Below are 17,426 nucleotides of genomic sequence, written 5' to 3' on the forward strand. Positions count from 1 at the left end.
CAATATGAAGAAATTACCGCTTATTTTAATAGCAGAAGACGACGAAGACGACCAAATGCTTATGAAGTCTGCTTTTAAAGACAATAAGATAGACTGTCGATTGGAGTTTGTGCCTGATGGTGAAAAGCTAATGGAATACCTGGAAGCTTGTGAAACCACACCTTCCCTTATTCTTTTAGACTTAAACATGCCAAAGGTAGATGGCAAAGCTGTGCTTAAAATCATTAAAAGCACCGAGATATATCGTCATATTCCTACCATGATAATTTCTACTTCTAGTGCAGCCGCAGAGGTTAAAAATGTATATGATTTAGGAGCCGCAGCCTACTTAGTTAAACCGGCTAGCTATGACGACCTTCTTAAACTGGTTAATCATCTTACTTCATTCTATTTTGACGCTGCTACTTTAAGTGAGGCATAAAAAAAAGTCTGCCAGAAACTGGCAGACTTTTAAAACATTGCATTTGAATTATTGATTAAAAACCTTGTCTTTATTATCTTAATCTGAAGTCTACTGTTCCTAGGTAATCACCTTTGGTGTATACTTTTCCTTTATAGAAACCTTGTTCAAATTTATCTTCCGTATTTACTGTGAAAGTAACTACCTGAGGATTTTTGCTATAATCTATTTCTTTCACAGCATGAACCTGAACTGGAATGGCACCTTCTGTAGTGTTAACACTTACTTCTTCTAACCAACCTTCGATTGGGTTAATTTTTTCGTCAAAAAGGCTCAAGTAAATTGTCTCATTTTTGCCCATTTCTTTCTGCAGATAATCTGGCATTAAGAAAGAGATGTTAATCTGGTCAGCTCTTTTAGCTCTAGATGTAAGCTTACCTTTAGAGGTCATTATTTCTACTTTAAAGTTATCAGCAGGTGCATCATAAATAAGTTTCTGATACCTTGTATCTAAATCCATGAAGTCTTTTTCTAATAAGGCATATTTCTCTTCCCACTCTGCCACTTGGCCTTTAAGGTCTACTACTTCAGCTTCTAAAACTGGAACTACTTCTAGGTCTTTCTCCAGCTTCATATTTGTTTCTTGCAAAGAAGAAATCTCGTTTTGAAGAACTCCGATTTCCTCATTCTTTGTAACTAAATCAGCTTCCAGTTCTTTTCTTCTATTGGCCGCTTTGAAAGAATAAGCTTTGCTTTTCTTACTTGCTTCCTTAATTTCTTCCAGTTCTGCTGCAGATGCCTCAGCTTCTGCTATTTTCATTCTTAATTTTTCTGAAAGGCTTTCCACCTCTCCTTCAAGCACCACCTTATTTGACGACAGCTCTTCCGCTTGATTATTCAAAGCGATTATCTCTTGCTCAGTTTCTTTTACATTTTGGTATTGATAAACACCTACAGCTGCTGCTGCTACAAAAGCGGCTCCTAATAGTACCGTTGCTATACCAGAACCTTTTACGTTAGAATTTTCCATATTATATGTTGTTTAATTTTTTATTGGTTTCTGCTAACTCTCTAAAATTTCTATTCCTGAGGCAAAACAGTAGTAATGAAGACTTTGTTTGGGTCAACTATTTCCCATTTGTGGCGGTTTGGGGCATTTCGCGGAAGCCACCAGCAACCATGTACTTTTTGGGGAAATTTGTAGAACCCTATTCCCCATTTTTTCCCAATTATTCCATTTAAGCTAGGGAACACATTTTATATATAAAGTGTACAACCAATCTATTTTAAGAAATGAAAACAATTTATACCTCCGCGATTTTTCTATCGTTTTTAGGGCTTGTTTCTTGTAGCAATTTCGATTTAATAAGCCCCCTAACTTCTAACAATAAAACTATTAGTTTTGAAGAGAAACTAACGGCAAATAACGTCCAAGGTTACGAGGTCAAAATGGACCAATCTTACGGCGAAAATAGGTTTCAAAAATACGATTTATACACTCCTAAAGTTGACACTACTCAAACCAATATGAAGTCCGTAACTATGGTTATGGTGCATGGCGGTGGATGGAGTATTCTAGACAAAAGTTTCCTAAATTCTGTAGTAGAAGAATACAAAAAAAGGAACCTAAACCTTACTATATTCAATATAAATCATCGTTTAGCAGGTATTGACGGGGTTCGATTTGCAGATATCATGGATGACTTTGACCTATTCTTTGAACATCACGACAGCTTAAAAACTGACCTTAATTTATCAGACGATGTTATACTTTGGGGCTATAGTTCAGGAGGGCATTTAGCACTGAGTTATGCCTACCAATTTTCAAAAGTAAAGATAGACGCAGTGGCTGCTTTAGTGGCTCCTACAGACCTAACAGACGACTACATTCATCAAGGAATTTTTGATGATAAAAACAGAAACTTAACAGAGCTATTAATAGGTAAGCCATACAGTGAAAATCCTGACGCTTATCACGAGGCTAGTCCTTACTATTTTGCCAATAAGAATAGTATAAGCACCATCCTTATTTATGGAGGGAACGATAATTTAGTAAAGAAAGAACAAGGCGAAAAACTCAACGCAGTTTTGCAAAGTAAAAATGTAAAAACTGAGTTTCTAGTAGTACCAGACGCGACGCATGATTTAGGAGATAAGATGAGCGGTATTACTGATAATGTTATAAGCTTTATTAAAAATGTAAAATAGTGGTTAGATATGCTAAATAACAATCCCCACTGCTTCTGGCGGTGGGGATTTTCTTTTGCCCTAATTCATAAGTAAACTAGCGAAAAGTAGCCTATTTCCCGCCAAAGGCATGCTCAAAGCAATTTTATCCGAAATTCATATAATAAATCCTTGATTTAATTTGACTTCGAAAACACTTATCCACATTTTCGAAACTTATCTACAATCCCATTTCACAAACATCATCTAGCCTTAAAAACGATTATATTTGTTTCCGCAAAAATCAAAAATATGGGTAAAATAATTTCTATTGTAAACCAAAAAGGTGGTGTTGGTAAAACTACTACTGCTATTAATTTATCTGCTTCTTTGGCTGTTTTGGATTACAAAATCCTGATAGTTGACACTGACCCTCAAGCAAATGCAGGTTCGGGCTTAGGTATTGACAGTAAGGAGCAAAAAGACAATATTTACTCGGCTTTAATAGGCGAGTCTGATATTAAAGACTGTATAGTCTCTACTCAGATTCCTAATTTAGACGTGATACCTTCCCATATAGATTTGGCAGGTTTTGAATTAGAGATAGTTAATCAGGTGGCTAGAGAATACATTTTGAAAGATTTGGTTCAGCCATTAAAAGATGATTATGACTTTATTTTTATAGACTGCTCTCCTTCTTTAGGTTTGATGGTAATTAACTCAATAGTAGCTTCTGACTCGGTTTTAATACCTGTTCAGTGTGAGTATTTTGCTCTTGAGGGTATTGCGAAGCTTAAAAACACCATTGATATTATTCAGAAACGCCTTAACCCAGAACTAGAATCTGAAGGTTACATACTAACCATGTATGACGGACGTACTAATTTATCTAAAATGGTGGTGGAAGACGTTAGAAAGTATTTTAACGAACTGTGTTTTGAAACCATAGTACCTAGAAACGTGAAATTAGCAGAAGCTCCTAGTTACGGACTGCCTGCTTTATTAATGTTCTCTGGAGAGAAAGCGGAAGAATTTGACATCAAATTCTTAGAAAACAAAGGGGCGATTAGCTATATTGACCTAGCTAAAGAACTCTTAAGAAGAAACAATTTGCCTGAGTTTAAAGCTGAATTAGAAAATGTCGAATGATATGGGAAAAGGCCTAAACTCCTTATTGAGTGATAGTAATTCGGTGGTGAGCCAGAAGCTAACTTCATTTAGAGGAGTGAAAGAGGTCTTAGTGAATAAGATTAAAGTAAACCCACACCAACCAAGAACAGATTTTGACGAAACTGCCCTTAACGAATTAGCGGATTCTATTAAGATTCATGGCATTATTCAGCCATTGACCGTAAGGGAATCTAAGGATGGTTCTTATGAATTAATCTCTGGAGAAAGAAGATTAAGAGCAATTAAGATAGTAGGTCTTCAAAAAGTGCCTGCCTACATTAGAAATGTAGACGACCAGCGTTCGCTGGAAATGGCTCTTATTGAGAATATTCAAAGACAAAACTTAAACGCTATTGAGGTGGCACTGTCATTTGAAAGAATGATAAAAGAGTGTAGTCTTAAACAAGAAGAGCTGGGTGGACGTGTAGGAAAAAATAGAACTACTGTAAATAATTACCTGCGTTTGTTACAATTACCTGCTGCTATTCAATCTGGAATAGTTTTAGGGCAATTAACAATGGGGCAAGCCAGGCCGCTTATAACTTTAGAAGACGAAGCTTTTCAATTAGAGTTATTCCAAAAAATAATTTCGCAAGGGCTTTCTGCCAGAAAAGTGGAAGAACTGGTAAAACAAGAAAACGCTTTTGGTGCTAGTTTATCTCCTTTAGAAGGTTTTAGAGAAGATATGAGAATTGAAGAAATATCGCTCAAAGGAAAAACTTTAGTGCCGCTTAAAATAAAAGTTAATGCGGTAGACAAAGGGGTAATTTCTCTGCCTTTTGACAACGAAGAACAATTAGCCGAAATAGTGGAAACACTTGGTCTGGCTTAAATAATATTTTCTATACTACTTAAAAAAAACATTTAATGGCTAAAGCCAGAAGACGTTTTCCTGATAAAAACACAGAGAAAAAGCAGCCGCTCTTTCAGCAGCTTTCTCATGTCAGAACCTTAGAGGCAAACGTTTTAGGTGGCGTTATTAAAGAAAAAGATGCACTGACTTCTGTCATTGACATTTTAAAACCAGATAGCTTTCAAGACGAAAGGCACGTAGCTATTTATCAAGCTATTTTGCAGCTATTTGGTAAAACGGAGCCCATTGACCTGCTTACCGTAACTAATCAGCTTAGGCTGAACGGTGAGCTAGAGTTTATTGGCGGAGCCTCTTATGCGGCCAATATCATGGCTAATTCTACCGTAGCTCACATTGAGCAAGACGCTAGGATTATTGTCCAATATGCTATTCGTAGAAAAATAGTGGACACGCTAGATAACGTAAAAACCAAAGCCTACGAAGACACCACCGATGTGTACGGCTTAATGGACAGCACCGAGCAAAGCCTTAGAGATATTCAGGAAGGAAACTTAAATAAAAATATTCCTGAATTGAGTGCGGTAGTTCAAAAGACCATTCAAGAAATAAAAAACAAGACCGATGAAAACTCTGACCACTCCAATGTGCCATCGGGTTTTCCTTCTTTAGATTTATTGACAGGTGGTTTTCACAATACGGAGCTTATAATCATTGCGGCTAGACCTGGTATGGGTAAAACTGCCTTTGTAATATCTGCTCTTAGAAATGCCGCTATCGACTTTCATTTACCTGCCGCACTTTTCTCTTTAGAGATGTCTGCCCAGCAGGTTATGCTTAGGCTAATATCAGCCGAAGCTGAGATTGATAGCCATAAACTAAGAAAAGGCGATTTAGATGAAAATGATTGGCATGCATTGCATGGCAGACTAAACAACCTTTCTACTGCTCCTATCTATATTGATGACACACCTGCCCTTTCTATTCTAGAGCTAAGAACTAAGGCTAGAAGGTTAAAAGCATTCCATAATATTAAGATTCTGATTGTAGATTATTTGCAGTTAATGACCGCAGGTAGTCAAAAGCAAGGTATGAATCGTGAGCAAGAAATTGCAGCAATTTCGCGAGGGCTAAAAACGCTTGCAAAGGAATTAAACATTCCAGTAATTGCTCTTTCTCAGCTAAGTAGGTCGGTAGAAACTAGAGGTGGAGACAAAAGACCTCAACTATCCGATTTGAGAGAATCAGGGTCTATTGAGCAAGATGCCGATGTGGTAATGTTTCTTTACAGACCGGAGTACTATGACATTGACACACTAGAAGATGGAACCAGTACCACGGGTATGGCCGAAATGATTATTGCCAAAAACCGAAGTGGTAGTATTGATGACGTCAAACTAAAATTCATTGGAAAGTATACCCGTTTTGCTGAATTTGACGGTTTCAGTGTATCTGCCGAAGAATACGAAGAAAGAGCCGGCTTTACCGTAGCAGGTAGCAAGGCAAATCAGATGTAAAATTCTCATATTCTACACAATCTAAAAACTCCAAAGCCATACTTTTTCAATATAAAGAGATAGAATATATATGTCTTCTCTCACCATACTTTGTTGTCTCAATTGGCACTTTCATAAAAGAAATTACACCATTCGCCTAGCTGCGTAAACAATCATTTAAAAAGCTATATCTGCAATATGTAGCTTTGCTAAGAATAGTTTTTTCTATTCTATAAACCTGCTTGCTAAAAGACGACAATTACGGCCTTCTTTAGCTTGACTAAATTTCTATACTAACACTTAAATTACAAATCTAACTATGAAAACCTCTTCAAAACTTCTCCTTATCCTTTTGGGGTGCCTTATTCAACTATCGTGCAAAAAAGAAGCAGATGAAATGCCCACTTCTATTGACCCTTCGGATGTAAACACCTTAAGTAGGTTTATTACACTAGAAGAGGGTGCTGAATTACAAAATGGTGAATTACCGGACCCAGGGAACTTGATAAGTATTTCGTCTATAAATAATTCAATCACCTCAAGTAATGGAGCAACTGCATCTATGGTAATTAGAATGGACAACAGTGCCTCAAATGATATCTCTGGCTATTTTATCAATATTGATGGTTCCGATATTTTCTACGAAGTTCCATTATCATCAATCCCTTCATCTGGTTTCCTTACCATACCCGTGGGGCTGCCCACAGTACTTCAAGAGGGTAACTTCTGTATCAATGTAATGACGTATAACTCTTCTGGAAGTACTAGCAACATTGTCCAGCAATGTGTGAATGTAGTTAGGCTTGGTTCTGGAACATTACAAATTAATCTCGCTTGGGATACAGACTATACCGACATTGACCTTCATGTGGTAGACCCATCTGGATTTGAAATTTATTATGGTGACTCATACTCTTACAACACTGATGGACAACTAGATAGAGATGATCTTTCTGGTTTTGGCCCTGAAAACATTTTCTGGAACGAAAATGCTCCAGACGGTGAATACAATGTGTATGTTAATTACTACGAGGGAAACACTCCAACTAAATGCTTCATAACAGTCAATGGACCAAACGATTCTAAGTCTTTCACGAAAGTACTTAACAGTGAATATGATGATATTGCTTTTGTCACACGAGTTGTTAAAAATGGAGATAGATTAACATTTCATAATAATGCCACAGCACGAATGGCATCTATTAAAGATAAAGAGAGGGAACTTCCACCAAAAAAATAAAATCACAAAACAACTGGCCATTAGTACTTATCCCCTTTTGGTCAGTATGTTTTTTTTAAGTAACTAGGCTCGTTTCCTTTTCCTTAAATTATATTTTTCCAGAAACTCTAAGATTAATCTTTCGTAGGCTTTTAGGCCAATGGAATCTGTTTTCCCTGTAGCTATTACTGGTATTTGACTGGCTGTGGAGTCAATAAAATCTGGGTCTCGAGGAATGAAGGTGTCAAAAACCTCATCTTTAAACTCGGTTCTCATGAGTGCCATAATTTTCCTTGAAAACTCCGCTTCATCATCAAACATGGTCATTAAAATACCTTCTACATATAGTTCAGGTCTTAATCTACTTTGAAGAATTTTAATGGTATCCAACAGCATTTGCATGCCTTCCAGCCCAAAAAATTCACACTGCAGCGGAATTATTATAGAGTCTGAAGCTACTAAACTGTTTATAGGGACAATGCCCAAAGAAGGAGGGCAGTCAATAAAGATGAAATCGTAAAGCGGCTTTATAACTTCTAATTTCTCCGAAAGAATAAACTCACGCTCGGTAGCGGTTATAAGTTCAATTTCGGCTCCTACTAAATGATGTGTAGATGGAATAATATCAAGATTTTTTCTTCCAGAAGGCACTATACAGTCTTGAATAGGGGCTAAACCTACCAAAGCAGCATAGATACTTTTATTGTCATATTCTAAATCAATACCAAGAGCAACCGTGCAGGAAGCTTGATAATCGGTATCAATGAGCAGCACCTTATAGCCACGCATGGCAAGGCCAACAGATAAATTGACACTGGTAGTGGTTTTACCCACTCCACCTTTTTGATTAGAAATTGCTATTACTTTTGGTATCATTCAGAAAGCTGACTTCAGTTCTTAAGAGCATTAAATTCTTGGTACTAATAACGGTATTAGTTCATTTGAATTACTCCTAATTCATTTTCATGGACAAGTCGTTAAACAAATGTAATGATTCCCAAATGGGAATAAGGTAAAGTAAGACATCTCTTTACTAACAATTTAAATATCTTTCACACATCTAAAACCTACGTGAAACAGACTAGTTTCAGGAGATGATGAAGAACGCCCCGAAACGCGATATCCATGACACCAACTAGGCTCACAAAGGAAAGAACCACCTCTTTCGGCTTTTTCTCCTTTAAAATCAGAAGGCACATCTTCCATTATTAAAGACCTATAATCAAAAACATAATTAGAGCACCACTCCCATACATTCCCAGATAAATCTGTCAAACCTATTGGGCTTTCGCCAAAGGCACCTACCGGAGATGTCTCTGTAAAAGAGTCGGAATTTTCATTGAAATTAGGGAAAGTACCCTGCCACACATTGGCTAAATATTTGTCATTTTCGGCTATTTCATTTCCCCAAGCATAAATATCTCTAGTGTTCTTGCCATTTCTTGCAGCATGCTCCCACTCTATTTCATGTGGCAATCTTTTTCCCGCCCATTTTGCATAGGCAGTAGCATCGTTCCAAGAAACCTGAGTCACAGGATGATTGTCTTCTGCTTTTGGAAAGTCTTTGCCTAGAGGATATTCCCAATTTGCTCCATCTTTTAAAATCCAGTTTTTATCAGTGCTTTCATGGATTATTCCAGCATTACCAAAATTATCTGCCTCGGTTTTATACTCTGTAGCTAAAACAAATTCTCTAAACTGTGCCACCGTCACGGGCGACTTATCCATAAAGAATGGTTTAAGCGTAGCCCAAAACATAGGACGCTCGTGAGCGAAGCCCTCCTCCGAACCTATTCTAACATTACCGCCTGAGATGGCTATCATATTTTCAGGTGCAGCTTCTTCAATATTCACAATCTCATTCTGCACAGGCTCTTTCAATCCCACATAAAGAACAGTGCTGGGCAACTCCGCCCTTGGATTAAAAGAAGGCTTTTCACTAGTTTCTTCTTTTGACTCGGAAGAGTTACATCCCAAAATCACTAAACCTAAAAACAATACACTTAATACATTTCTCATTGATACCAGTCTTGAATACTTTTTGTTAAAGAATCATATACCCTTAGAAGTTCTTCGTCTTCTTTTATAATATTTCTATGCTTTTCTATGGTACTAAACTCATCTCTTACCGCCGGACCAGTTTGCACTTTAGCCGGATGCTCAGCTTTCATAGCTTTCTTAAAAGTTTCATTAATTAGCGGCTTGAGCATTTCAAAGTCCAAAGCGGCACCATCCGCAATCTCTTTCCCTAGAGCCCACATATGGTTAGTAAAATTACAAGAAAAAACCGCTGCTACATGAAGAATAGCCCTTTGTTCGGAATCTATTACGACTACTTTATCAGAAATTGACATGGCCAACTTCCTTAAAACTTTCAGGCTTGATTCGTTTTCTGCTTCTATACAAAGTGGAACTTGTTTAAAATCAACCTTTATGCCTTTGCTAAAAGTCATAAGCGGGTAAAACACGCCTACATTTAAACTCAGATTTTGAAACTTAGCAAAGTTCAAAACATCCATGGATTTTCCTCCTGAAGTATGTACCAAAATACTATCATTCGGGAGTATTATTTGCTTCGCTACTATTTCAATGGCATCATCTGAGACTGCCAAAACGAATAATTTAGAAGGACTATCAGAAAAATCTAAGTCCGTTTTGATATGGACATCATACAAATAACCGGTTATAGATTCGGCACTTTTCTTTTTCCTAGCATACACCTCTGCCACCCGAACATCCAGTTCTTCAAAAACATTAACTAAATGCCAAGCTAAATTTCCAGCTCCAATAATGCTAACTGTCATTTGGTGTTATTTCTTTAATTATAATTCAAAGGTATTTTTTTCAAGTTAATATCTATAGATTGAACAAGTATTCAATCCTATTAACATTTATGAAAAACATTATTCTATTCCTTTTATTAGGAACAATTGCCCCGTGCTTTGGTCAAAAAAACGTCAATACTGAAGTTTTAAACGCTTCAAAGGAGTTTTTAGCTTCCCTTTCCGCCGATTTAAAATCTGAAGCTCAGTTTGATTTTGGAAGCCCAGAACGTAAAACTTGGTTTTACACACCAGTACCAAGAAAAGGTCTGGACTACAGAAAACTCTCTGAGCAACAAAAAATACTCGCCAAAAATATGCTGAAAGCGTCTTTAAGCGAAACCGGATATAAAACTGCCCTAGCCATCATGCAGCTAGAAGGCGTTTTAAAAGTTTTAGAAAAACTACCTAAAGAAAATGACCGACGCGACCCTGAAAAATACTTCTTCTCATTTTTTGGAACACCCGACCAAAATGAAACATGGGCATGGCGAATAGAAGGACATCATTTGTCATTAAACTATTCCTCTGAAAATGGTAAAATTGACTCCGCTACCCCTCTATTTTTTGGAACAAATCCTGCACGAGTACCTGCCAACATGCCACTGCCAGAAGGCACAGAGGTTTTGAAAGACGAAACAGCTATGGGTTTTGCATTTATAAATGCACTAAATAAAATCCAACATGATAAAGCCAAAATAAACGCAAAAGCTCCTTATGACGTGGTAAGCTCTAATAGTGCATTGGCTGAAATAAAACAAAATGAAGGTTTGGCATTTAACGAGATGACAAAAACGCAGCAAGTAGAATTGATGAAACTAATAAGTCATCATATCAAAAGGTCGCCAAAGGGTTTTGCGAAAGAATTGATGCTAAAAACAGAAAAAGCAGGCTTAGAAAACCTACACTTTGTATGGATGGGTGGAGAGAAATGGGGAGAAGGCCATTATTATAGAATTCATAATACAGTTTTACTTATAGAATATGACTGCACTCAAAACGGAAACAACCACGTACACTCCGTAGTGAGGGATTTAACCAATGACTGGGGAGAAGATGTGATTGCCAATCATATTAAAAACGACCATTAATCGAGAACCTTTGTTTCACAAATTTGTTTTAAGATTATATCTCTAGCGAGAAACAGTCCGTCCCTTTTTTAACCAAACAAACATTTTATCTATGTTCAAATTATCCGCTTTCTTTCTCATATTCTGGACATTTCTAGGCTTCAACAATGAGCCAGAAGTCAATACAGAAATAACGATGTGTCATAATGTTATGCCTGAAAGCATGGCTGACTTTGTTAATGACCCTGAATTTGTCAAAATGCATCCTACCCCTGTTCAAATTAACCTAGAAGCTTTAGGAGAAGAAATCAAAATTAGTTCTCCAGATGGCAAAGACGCAGGAGCCTATTTTATCAAAGCTACTTCAAAGTCTGACAAATGGCTTTTGGTATATCAAGAGTGGTGGGGATTAAATGACAACATTAAAAACGAAGCAAATAACTATTTCAAAAACTTTGGTGGACAAGTAAACATTTTAGCCCTCGATATGTATGATGGCAAAACTACCACGAGCCCAGATGAAGCTGGAAAACTAATGAGTGGTGCAGACCAAACTAGACTAGAAAACATCATGAAAGCTGGTATCAATTACGCTGGTAAAGATGCTAAAATAGCTAGCGTAGGCTGGTGTTTTGGTGGTGGTTTATCACTTAGGTCGGCTTCATTAGAAGGGCAGCAAGCCGTGGGAACTGTCATGTATTACGGAATGCCAGTAGATGATGTGGAGCAACTTAAAACTTTAAATTCTGATGTTCTCGGACTTTTTGCTACTGAAAAATGGATTAGCAAGGAAGTGATTGAAAACTTTGCGGCTAACATGAAAAAAGCTGACAAAAAATTGACTTACAAAATCTTTGATGCTGTGCATGGCTTTGCAAACCCAAGTAATCCTAAACACGACCCAGAAGCTACCAAAGTGGCTGAAAAAATGACATTAACCTATTTAAATGAAAGGTTCGGGTTTAGTTCTTACTAATTCTCATCAAGCCAATTTAGAATCACATCGGTAGCCCCGGTGTGATTTTTTACGTATTGGGCAGTGATGTTTTTCGTTTCGGCGTACTTAGCACTTTCTGAAAGCAAGGTTTCCATGGTTTCACTAAAACCTTCAAAACCGGTTACACAAAACGCCCCTTTCTCTTTTATCAAATCTGTAGCTTCTTGAAACTTTTTGTAAGCTTTATTTCCAAAGAAAATTGGCATTCCGAAAGTGGCAGCTTCTAAAATATTATGTAGCCCAGTGGCAAAACCTCCACCAATAAACGCAAACTCGCCATACTGATAAAGCGAAGAAAGCATGCCCACATTGTCAATAATAAGAACATCATAAGTAGCTAAATCCGAAAGTTTATCGGCATTTGAAAAGCGAACAACCGACTTGGTTTTCATTTGGCTTTCCCATTCGCTCATCTGCTTGTCTTTAATTTCATGAGGAGCTAAAATGAATTTCAAACCTTTTGACGTATTAATAAACGGAATTAGCACCTCCATATCTTCCGGCCAAACAGAACCACCCACCAAAGTCTTTTTATTGTTTTTGAAAACCTTCGCCACTTCTATCTCGCGAATGGTTTTTAGAGTATCCGCTACACGGTCAAACCGCGTATCACCAGCTACTTCCACATTGTTTTGACCAATCTTCTTTAGCAAATCTGCTGATTCTTGATTTTGAACAAAAAACTTATCTATCTGCAAAAGTGGTTTTCTGGCAAAGCCACCAAATGCTTTAAAATAGGTTTGACTTGGTCTAAAGATGGTAGAAAAAGAAACAACAGGAACTTGTCTTCCTTTCAGACCTGCAATGAAGTTTCGCCAAAACTCATATTTGACAAAAAATGCAATCTCAGGCTGAAATGCCTCTAAAAATTGTTTGGCATTAGATTTCAAATCGAGCGGTAGATAGCAAATAATGTCAGCCTCCTTATAGTTTTTTCTCACTTCAAACCCAGACGGTGAAAAGAAGGTCAATAAAATCTGATAATTTGGATGCTTCTTTTTAAAAGCTTCTATCACAGGTCTCCCCTGCTCAAACTCGCCTAAAGAAGCACAATGAAACCAAGCCAAAGGTTTACTTAAATCTCTCTTGGATATAACATCCTTCCAATTGTTTTGACCTGTGGAACGAAGCTTAGCTTTTGAGCTGAATAAGCTCGCTATCTTGATACCCAAATTAAAAAATTGGATGGAAAATGAATAAAGTACGCCCAGAATGAAAGTCATTTAAAAAAATTAAACACAAATATACCACATATGCCAAGTTTGAAACCTTTATAATACTGAATTCCCTATCTTTGCCCACTATTTCAAAAACCGGAGTTCCGGTTCAAGTTTTTACACCAAATTGGTAAGTTTTTAGATGAAATATCCTGAGTATAAGTCGGTCAATTACGCTGACGTAGCAGACGAAGTTTTAGCATTTTGGAAATCTGAAAATGTCTTCAAGAAATCTATTGAAGAGCGTGAAGGAAATAAAACCTTTACATTCTATGAAGGCCCACCTTCAGCAAATGGAACACCTGGCATTCACCATGTGATGGCCAGAACGATTAAAGATATTTTTTGTCGCTACCAAACGCTCAAAGGATTCCAAGTAAACCGTAAAGGTGGCTGGGATACACACGGGCTGCCAGTAGAACTTCAAGTAGAAAAGGAACTTGGAATTACTAAAGAGGATATAGGGAAGAAAATCTCTGTAGCCGAGTATAACCAAAAATGCCGCGAAGCGGTTATGAGGTTTACGGGTATCTGGCAAGACATGACGGATAAAATGGGCTACTGGGTAGATATGGATGACCCATATATTACCTATAAAAATGAGTACATAGAGTCTGTATGGAGTTTGCTAAAAAAACTATACGACAAAGACTTACTATATAAAGGATACACCATTCAGCCGTATTCTCCAGCTGCAGGGACTGGACTTTCTTCGCATGAAATTAATCAGCCTGGCTGCTATAGAGATGTGAAAGACACCTCTATGACAGCTCAGTTTAAATTAAAGAAAGACGAAAAGTCAGCTTTTGTTTTTGATGCCGCAGGCAATGAAGAAGTCTTTGTTTTAGCATGGACCACCACGCCTTGGACTTTGCCATCAAACACGGCATTGACCGTAGGTAAAAACATAGAGTATGCTTTGGTTAAAACTTTTAACCCGTACACATTCTTACCTGTCAATGTTATTTTGGCGAAAGACTTATTAGGAAAGCACTTTACGGAAAAAGGAAAAGATGGTGACTTTGAAGGTTTTGACTCTTCAAACAAAAAAGTAATTCCTTGGACTGTAGAAGGTGTTTTTAAAGGTTCGGAAATAGAAGGCCTAAACTATGAGCAACTACTGCCTTATGTACAGCCTAACGGAGATGCTTTTAAAATAATCATCGGTGATTTTGTCACTACCGAAGATGGTACAGGTATAGTTCACACTGCTCCTACTTTTGGTGCTGATGACTTTAGAGTAGCTCAGCAAAATGGCATTGGTGCCATCATGGTCAAAGATGAAAATGGTAAAGACATGCCATTGGTTGACCGTAAAGGGCGTTTCGTAAAGGAAGTTACTGATTTTGCTTTAGAATATGTAAAAGCAGAATATTACACAGAAGCTGAACTAGAAAGTGAAAGACAAAAACAAGAAAGAGGCAAATACCTTTCTGTAGACGAAAGGATTTCTATAAAACTTAAGGAGGAGAATAGAGCCTTTAACGTACAGCGTTATGAGCACTCCTACCCACACTGCTGGCGTACAGATAAACCAATTTTATACTATCCATTAGATAGCTGGTTTGTAAAAACTACGGCAGTAAAAGATAGATTGGCAGAGCTTAATAAGCAGATTAACTGGAAACCAGAGTCAACAGGTTCTGGAAGATTTGGAAACTGGTTAGAAAACTTAGTAGACTGGAATCTGTCTCGTTCTAGATTTTGGGGCACTCCGCTTCCTATCTGGAAAAATGACGATGATGAGATTCTTTGTATAGGTTCTGTAAACGAGCTTAGTCTTGAAATTGATAAAGCAATTGAGGCTGGGTTTATGACGGAAAATTATTTGGAGAATCAACCTCACCCTAAATCCCTCTCCGGGGGAGAGGGACTTTCCTCTGAAAACTCTCGAATTAGTGGGACGTTTGAATCTAAAGGTGAGCTTAGAGAAGCTTTGGTTTTTACTGCTGAAACAAAGAAATGGTTGTTTAACCTAAAGGCCAATGCAAGAGAAAACAGAAAAAATGCTACGCCAGCAGAAGATGTGTTCTGGCAATTATGCAGAAACAACAATTTAGGTGAGAAATTTAGAAGGCAACATGCCATTGAAGACTTCATTGCAGACTTTGTATGTATAAAGCATAACCTAGTTGTAGAAATTGATGGCGAAATTCACGATTCTGAGGAAGCCATTAAATACGATAATTACCGAACAGCCTATTTAAATCAAAAGGGTTTTAGGGTTATCAGATTTAAAAATGCCGAAATACTAAACAACATCGAAGATGTAAAGGAAACAGTTCTGAAAGAACTTCAAAAAACTCCCCTCTCTACTGGAGAGGGGCAGGGGGTGAGGTCGAACTACGAAAATTTCGATTTACACCGACCTTATGTAGATGATGTAGTCCTAGTTTCTAAAACAGGCAAAAAACTTTTCCGTGAGCCAGACTTGATAGATGTTTGGTTTGACTCAGGAGCCATGCCTTATGCTCAGTGGCATTATCCATTTGAGAATGAAGGTACTTTTGACAAATCTTTCCCAGCAGACTTTATATCTGAAGGCGTAGACCAAACGCGTGGTTGGTTCTTTACGCTTCATGCTATTTCTGGGATGCTTTTTGACTCTGTAGCCTTTAAAAATGTAGTTTCTACAGGTCTTGTTTTGGATGCTAAAGGCAATAAAATGTCTAAGAGATTAGGCAATGCCGTAGACCCATTTGAGACGCTGAAAAAATATGGAGCCGACCCTACAAGGTGGTACATGATTACCAATGCTCAGCCATGGGATAATCTCAAGTTTAACCTTGATGGTATTACAGAAGTTAGAAACAAGTTTTTCGGAACCTTAACAAATACTTATAACTTCTTTGCTCTTTATGCCAACCTTGATAATTATAATTTCACTGGAGAAATAGACTTATCAAAAGCAACTGAACTAGACAAATGGGTGCTTTCTAAACTTCAAACACTTATTAAAGAAGTGGACGAAGCTTACGAAACCTATGAGCCTACTAAAGCAGGAAGAGCCATTCAGAACTTTGTGACAGACCAGCTTTCTAACTGGTATGTTCGTCTTGGGAGAAGGCGTTTCTGGAAAGGTGAACTAAGTGATGACAAAAAACTAGCTTACGAAACATTGGGCGTATGCCTTAAAACAGTAGCTAAATTGATGTCGCCTATTGCTCCTTTTTATAGCGACTGGCTTTACAAAAACTTAAAGTGCGAAAACGATAAGGTTTCTGTGCACCTTTCAGATTTCCCTGTTCCTAATACGGACTGGATAGATGAAAACTTGCAAGAGTCTATGGACTATGCTCAACGATTAAGTTCGCTGGTTCATGGTTTAAGAAAAGGAAACCAACTGAAAGTGCGTCAGCCTTTGGCAAAAATATTAATACCGGTTCTTTCTGAAAAAGTAAGAACTCAAATTACTTCTGTAGAAGACCTTATCAAAACGGAGGTTAACATTAAAGCAGTAGAATATTTAGATGACGCCTCTGGCGTATTAAGCAAAAAAGTAAAGCCTAATTTCAAAACCTTAGGGCCTAAATACGGTAAAGAAATGAAAGCTGTGGCAGGAGCTATCTCAGCCATGGATGCCGCAGCCATTAAGGAACTGGAAACTAACGGAAAACTGACCTTATCTGTTGGAGAAATAGAACTTAATGATGTAGAAATATTGACAGAAGACCTTCCTGGGTACTTAACAGCCCAAGACGGAAACCTTACGGTGGCTTTAGATGTCCATATTTCGGAGGAATTAAAGCACGAAGGTATTGCCAGAGATTTTGTCAATAAAATTCAAAACTACCGAAAAGACACAGGCTTTGAGGTTACCGACAAAATCAACATCAAACTTCAAAACAATAATGAGGAATTGGCAACAGCGATAAAAGCCAATGCTGCATATATATGTGAAGAGGTGCAGGCCTTAAGCCTAGAAGTAGAAGAAAAAGTAGCAAACGCCACCGAAATAGAAATGGAAGAGTATCTTCTGGTTCTTAATGTGAGTGTGGCGTAGTTTTAAATACTGGATGTTAGATGCTGGCTGTCGGATGCGAGCATCTAATTTCTAA

14 protein-coding genes are annotated in these 17,426 nt (G+C 37.6%); 9 read left to right on the forward strand and 5 right to left on the reverse strand.

Annotated features, from left to right (window positions below):
• The first annotated feature begins 4 nt into the window (after positions 1–4).
• Positions 5–421 carry a response regulator gene (locus AC0L6O_RS19040; protein ID WP_473304602.1) on the forward strand — a complete coding sequence of 139 codons (417 nt, stop codon included), beginning with the start codon at positions 5–7 and terminating at the stop codon, positions 419–421.
• A gap of 73 nt (positions 422–494) precedes the next feature.
• On the opposite strand, the gene AC0L6O_RS19045 is transcribed toward AC0L6O_RS19040, so the two are convergent.
• Positions 495–1,430, reverse strand: coding sequence for a hypothetical protein (locus AC0L6O_RS19045; RefSeq protein ID WP_473304603.1), 936 nt, complete (start codon positions 1,428–1,430; stop codon positions 495–497).
• A 263-nt stretch (positions 1,431–1,693) separates the two neighbouring features.
• On the opposite strand from AC0L6O_RS19045, the gene AC0L6O_RS19050 reads away from it, so the two are divergent.
• The 5 genes from AC0L6O_RS19050 to AC0L6O_RS19070 all read left to right on the forward strand — a co-directional run bounded on the left by AC0L6O_RS19050 (position 1,694) and on the right by AC0L6O_RS19070 (position 7,283).
• Positions 1,694–2,608, forward strand: a complete 915-nt coding sequence (locus tag AC0L6O_RS19050) for a prolyl oligopeptidase family serine peptidase (protein WP_473304604.1) — start codon at positions 1,694–1,696, stop codon at positions 2,606–2,608.
• 270 nt (positions 2,609–2,878) lie between these two features.
• Positions 2,879–3,715 carry a ParA family protein gene (locus AC0L6O_RS19055; protein ID WP_473304605.1) on the forward strand — a complete coding sequence of 279 codons (837 nt, stop codon included), beginning with the start codon at positions 2,879–2,881 and terminating at the stop codon, positions 3,713–3,715.
• Positions 3,705–4,568, forward strand: coding sequence for a ParB/RepB/Spo0J family partition protein (locus AC0L6O_RS19060; protein ID WP_473304606.1), 864 nt, complete (start codon positions 3,705–3,707; stop codon positions 4,566–4,568). Before AC0L6O_RS19055 ends, AC0L6O_RS19060 begins: the two co-directional genes overlap by 11 nt.
• A 35-nt stretch (positions 4,569–4,603) precedes the next feature.
• Entirely contained in the window at positions 4,604–6,064 is a 1,461-nt protein-coding gene (dnaB, locus tag AC0L6O_RS19065) for a replicative DNA helicase (RefSeq protein ID WP_473304608.1), read from the forward strand.
• A 298-nt stretch (positions 6,065–6,362) separates the two neighbouring features.
• Positions 6,363–7,283: a YfaP family protein gene (locus tag AC0L6O_RS19070; protein ID WP_473304610.1), complete on the forward strand. Its 921-nt coding sequence runs from the start codon at positions 6,363–6,365 to the stop codon at positions 7,281–7,283.
• Between the two features lie 63 nt (positions 7,284–7,346).
• Here the strand turns inward: AC0L6O_RS19070 and AC0L6O_RS19075 are convergent, their stop codons facing one another.
• The 3 genes from AC0L6O_RS19075 to AC0L6O_RS19085 all read right to left on the reverse strand — a co-directional run bounded on the left by AC0L6O_RS19075 (position 7,347) and on the right by AC0L6O_RS19085 (position 10,066).
• Complete coding sequence (locus AC0L6O_RS19075; RefSeq protein WP_473304611.1) at positions 7,347–8,138, reverse strand: ParA family protein; 792 nt, start codon at positions 8,136–8,138, stop codon at positions 7,347–7,349.
• Between the two features lie 165 nt (positions 8,139–8,303).
• Positions 8,304–9,281 carry a formylglycine-generating enzyme family protein gene (locus AC0L6O_RS19080; protein WP_473304612.1) on the reverse strand — a complete coding sequence of 326 codons (978 nt, stop codon included), beginning with the start codon at positions 9,279–9,281 and terminating at the stop codon, positions 8,304–8,306.
• Complete coding sequence (locus AC0L6O_RS19085; protein WP_473304614.1) at positions 9,278–10,066, reverse strand: Rossmann-like and DUF2520 domain-containing protein; 789 nt, start codon at positions 10,064–10,066, stop codon at positions 9,278–9,280. Before AC0L6O_RS19085 ends, AC0L6O_RS19080 begins: the two co-directional genes overlap by 4 nt.
• Positions 10,067–10,155: 89 nt before the next feature.
• Between AC0L6O_RS19085 and AC0L6O_RS19090 the strand changes: the two genes are divergently transcribed.
• Together AC0L6O_RS19090 and AC0L6O_RS19095 are read left to right on the forward strand one after the other, a co-directional pair.
• Positions 10,156–11,175: a DUF3500 domain-containing protein gene (locus AC0L6O_RS19090; RefSeq protein ID WP_473304616.1), complete on the forward strand. Its 1,020-nt coding sequence runs from the start codon at positions 10,156–10,158 to the stop codon at positions 11,173–11,175.
• 91 nt (positions 11,176–11,266) lie between these two features.
• Positions 11,267–12,130, forward strand: coding sequence for a dienelactone hydrolase family protein (locus AC0L6O_RS19095; RefSeq protein WP_473304618.1), 864 nt, complete (start codon positions 11,267–11,269; stop codon positions 12,128–12,130).
• On the opposite strand, the gene AC0L6O_RS19100 is transcribed toward AC0L6O_RS19095, so the two are convergent.
• The gene (locus tag AC0L6O_RS19100; RefSeq protein ID WP_473304620.1) at positions 12,127–13,374 is read right to left on the reverse strand and encodes a 3-deoxy-D-manno-octulosonic acid transferase; all 1,248 of its coding nucleotides are present in this window, start codon (positions 13,372–13,374) and stop codon (positions 12,127–12,129) included. The two genes, AC0L6O_RS19095 and AC0L6O_RS19100, sit on opposite strands and share 4 nt — an antisense overlap.
• A 136-nt stretch (positions 13,375–13,510) precedes the next feature.
• On the opposite strand from AC0L6O_RS19100, the gene AC0L6O_RS19105 reads away from it, so the two are divergent.
• Complete coding sequence (locus AC0L6O_RS19105) at positions 13,511–17,371, forward strand: class I tRNA ligase family protein (RefSeq protein WP_473304621.1); 3,861 nt, start codon at positions 13,511–13,513, stop codon at positions 17,369–17,371.
• The last annotated feature ends 55 nt before the right edge of the window (positions 17,372–17,426 follow it).

The sequence above is a fragment of the Arcticibacterium sp. GJ41-1 genome (genome assembly GCF_055808875.1).